The organism is Amycolatopsis sp. NPDC058986 (assembly GCF_042741125.1).
Classification (GTDB): Bacteria; Actinomycetota; Actinomycetes; order Mycobacteriales; family Pseudonocardiaceae; genus Amycolatopsis.
In genome coordinates this window covers 1-2,813 of the sequence record NZ_JBHYJW010000138.1, presented here as the reverse complement: position 1 = coordinate 2,813, position 2,813 = coordinate 1, and the positions used below count along the sequence as shown (strand labels likewise).

Here is a 2,813-nt window from a genome sequence, read left to right as displayed (position 1 = left end):
CCAGGCATTCTTCACACCGGACACCAGGAGGAAACCATGTTCGACATCACCAAGATCTCCGACGCCGAACTGCTCGCCACCGCCGGCGCCGAGTCGGTCGACTTCGCCCACGTCACCGTCGCCCCGTCGGTCATGACCGGTGAGCCCTGCGACTGATAGTTCGCACAAGCCGAACCGACGCACAACCCGGTGAAGCGGCACTAACCACCCGTCCGCTTCACCACCTGAACCATCCCCCAGCACAACCTCAACATCAGGAGAAATCATGATCGACATCACCAAGGTCTCCGACGCCGAGCTGCTCGCCACCGCCGGCGCCGAGTCGGTCGACTTCGCCCACGTCACCGTCGCCCCGTCGGTGATGACCGGTGAGCCCTGCGACTGATAGTTCGCACGAGCCGAACCGATAGCCGGGGTGTTGCCGCATAGTCGCGGCAACACCCCAATTTATTGGATGATAACTCACACTAAGGAAATGACGGATGACACAGAGTTCCGCCAACAGCGAGCCGGAGACACAGGTGCGAACGTCGTCCGGGGACACCATCACCGGAAGGCCATTGGGCTCGTTGGTGATCGGCGTATGTGGCTCCAGTTGTGCTTCTTCGACCGGGGAACTGGTCGAGGAGGCCGCGAGTTACGCCGACGACATCACCGTGGTCGCCACGCCGACCGCGGCCGAGTTGTTCCTCGCCGATCTTTCGGTACCGGTCTACACCGACGAGGACTGGGTCGACAACCCCCTGCACGTGACCCTCCTGCAACGAGCCGACACCCTGGTGATCGCGCCCACCACCGCGACGACCTTGGCCAAGGCCGCTACCGGTGTAGCCGACACGCTCGTGGCGGCCTTGGTGTGCGCCCATGGTCCCGGTGTCTATTTCCAGCCGTGTATGAACGCGAAGATGTGGTCCAGTCCCGGAGTACGCCGGACCGCGGACACTCTTCTCGCCGACGGGCACCACATCCTGGAAGCCGGCCCCAATGCCTCGCGCGCCAGCCGGACCATGGGATCCGGCGTCGGGCGGATCCCCGGCAACGTGCTCGCCGCCGTCGCCGAGCACAAGCTCAGGATGCTCCAGCTCCCCACGAGTGCCTGATCCGTCCTATCCTGCTACCCGGCAATCCTTACCGGCACGAAATCAGCAACGTTGGAGATGAGCACCTCGCCTCGCGGCGCCTACCGTTCAGGTATCCGGCTGATGACGCCCGACCGAACGAAGGAGCCACAACGATGCCGAAAGTTTCGTGGGACAGCGCCACCCAGGTCGAGGAACTCGGCCCGGTCCGGGACCGGTACGAGGTCCTCGACGGCTACTCCGCCAACTTCACCATCTTCGACGAGGACATCGACGCGACCCCGCTGCTCAAGGGCCTGCCGCAGGATCAATGCCAGTGCCCGCACTGGGGATACGTCATCAAGGGCCGCATGACCGTCCGCCTGGCCGACCGGGACGAGGTCTACGAAACCGGCGACGCTTTCTACACGCCGGCCGGGCACGCCCCGCTGAAGCACCAGGCGGGCACCGAGGTCATCATGTTCAGCCCGGAGGAGGAACTGCGCAAGACCGGGCGGGCGGTGGCCAAGAACGCCGAAGCGGAGGGCTTGCACGTGGTGCGCACTCAGCGGCAGGCGGGAAATGACGACACGAACTAGTCCGGCCGACCTCGAGGAGTTCCCCGTGTTCGACGTGATCGTCATCGGCGGCGGACCGGCCGGTCTCGCCGCCGCCCTCACCCTCGGCCGCGCGATCCGGCCTGCCCTCCTGCTCGATTCCGGCGAATACCGCAACGCACGCGCCGAGAACATGCACAACTTCGTCACCCGGGACGGCACGCCGCCGAGTGAGTTCCGCGCGATCGTCCACTCGGAACTCAAGCAGTATCCCACCGTCGAAATCCGGAACGCGACCGTCGACGACGCCAAACCCCTGGCGGACGGCGAAGGTTTCGAGCTGACGCTGGGGGACGGCTCGGCCGTCCGGACACGGCGCCTGGTGTTCGCCACGGGCCTGGCGGACGAACTGCCGCCGATCGAGGGCTTCGAGCAGGCGTGGGGACGCGGTATCTACCACTGCCCGTACTGCCACGGCTACGAGGCGGCCCGCGACAACCCGATCGCCGTGCTGTACACCGACGGCATCATGGTCGACCTCGCGCTGCACCTGCGGAGGTTCAGCGCCGACGTCGTCCTGTGTGCCGACGGCCGCCTCGACGAGATCGACGCGACGGCGCTGGGCCGGCTGGCGGACAGCGGGATACCGGTCCGCGGCGAAAAGATCGTCCGGCTGGTATCCGGTGAAAAGGGGCTGGAGCGTATCGACTTCGAGTCGGGCGAGCCACTCCCCCGGACCGCGCTCTTCGCCGTCGGGCAGTTCGGGCAGCGCTCCGAGTTGCCCGAAAAGCTGGGCTGCCGCCTGCTGCCGGACGGGTGCGTGGAAGTCGACGACTTCCAGCTGACCAGTGTCCCGGGGGTGTACGCCGCGGGTGACATGGCACATCGGGCGAGCATGCCGATGCCGATGCCCTTCGTCGCGTTGGCGACGGCCAGCGGCACGCTCGCCGCGATCGCGGCCGACAAGAACCTGGTCGCCACCGACACGGCTCCGCGGTCGGACGTCGGCGCCGCCTGACACCGGGGCTTGTGGGGTGTCGTCCGTTATGGATTGTGCTGCCGTGCAGGGGTCTTTGAGGCCCCCACGGCACACAATGTGACATTCTCGGCGTGCCGCGATGCCGGTAAGGCCACCTTGGGGGCGTCTGACGCCCCCAAGGTGGCCTTACCGGCACGAGAGTCCTATGTGGACATAGGT

3 protein-coding genes are annotated in these 2,813 nt (G+C 66.4%); all 3 read left to right on the top strand.

Annotation, left to right across the window (positions count from 1 at the left end):
* The first annotated feature begins 482 nt into the window (after nucleotides 1-482).
* The 3 genes from ACFW0G_RS45440 (at nucleotide 483) to ACFW0G_RS45430 (ending at nucleotide 2,633) form a co-directional block, all read left to right on the top strand.
* Nucleotides 483-1,100, top strand: a complete 618-nt coding sequence (locus ACFW0G_RS45440) for a flavoprotein (RefSeq protein WP_378331814.1) — start codon at nucleotides 483-485, stop codon at nucleotides 1,098-1,100.
* Nucleotides 1,101-1,234: 134 nt separating this feature from the next.
* The gene (locus ACFW0G_RS45435; RefSeq protein ID WP_378331813.1) at nucleotides 1,235-1,657 is read left to right on the top strand and encodes a cupin domain-containing protein; all 423 of its coding nucleotides are present in this window, start codon (nucleotides 1,235-1,237) and stop codon (nucleotides 1,655-1,657) included.
* A complete protein-coding gene (locus tag ACFW0G_RS45430) occupies nucleotides 1,641-2,633 on the top strand; it encodes an NAD(P)/FAD-dependent oxidoreductase (protein WP_378331812.1) in 993 nt (330 codons plus the stop codon). Before ACFW0G_RS45435 ends, ACFW0G_RS45430 begins: the two co-directional genes overlap by 17 nt.
* Nucleotides 2,634-2,813: the final 180 nt, after the last annotated feature.